Origin of the sequence: Pseudomonas agronomica, from assembly GCF_025917275.1 — a bacterium.
Classification (GTDB): Bacteria; Pseudomonadota; Gammaproteobacteria; order Pseudomonadales; family Pseudomonadaceae; genus Aquipseudomonas; species Aquipseudomonas agronomica.
Genome location: NZ_JAOSHO010000999.1, coordinates 1 through 572, shown reverse-complemented (window position 1 = coordinate 572; position 572 = coordinate 1). Strand labels below are relative to the sequence as shown.

The window sequence follows — 572 nt, the reverse complement described above, 5'->3', positions numbered from 1 at the left end:
GTCCGCTGGGAGCAAGTCAGCGTACACATCGCTTTGTCATCACCCTGTCACCCCCGTGTCATACCCTCGCGCTCATCTCAATCAAGGAGCGCACCATGCACCTCACCCGTTCAAGCGCACTGTTCGCGCTGTTGTTGACCTGCGGCTTGGCCCAGGCTGAAGTTCGTGTCGAAGGCCCGGTGGAATATGGGGTCTTCGAAGGGCCAAAGGCCGAGTTGCAGTCGGGCGAGCGGGTCCTGCGTCGCAGCAATGAGCAGATCCGCCAAACCGAAAGTGTTCCGGCCAAGCTGGGCACCAAATTTGGTATGCGCTATCAGTTGGCGGGCAAGATCGAGAATGACCAGCCGTTGACCTTGCTGTATTTCACGCCGGGCATCCGTACGCCCGATGGCGTGCGCCACGACAAGTTCGAAGTTATCCAGAAACTGGTGCCCGGCGCGCCGCAGGATGTCATGGCCTACGAATTCACCGAAAGCCACGAAGTGGTGCCGGGGGAGTGGCGGTTCATGGTGTTCCAGGGTGATCGGCTGCTGACGCAGCAGCGGTTTGTCGTGCGCTAAGTTGAAATTAAC

At 59.3% G+C, this 572-nt stretch carries 1 protein-coding gene; it reads left to right on the top strand.

Going from position 1 to position 572, the window contains the following annotated elements; translation table 11 throughout:
- Positions 1-95 precede the first annotated feature (95 nt).
- Complete coding sequence (locus OC610_RS28585) at positions 96-560, top strand: DUF3859 domain-containing protein (RefSeq protein WP_264433115.1); 465 nt, start codon at positions 96-98, stop codon at positions 558-560.
- Positions 561-572: the final 12 nt, after the last annotated feature.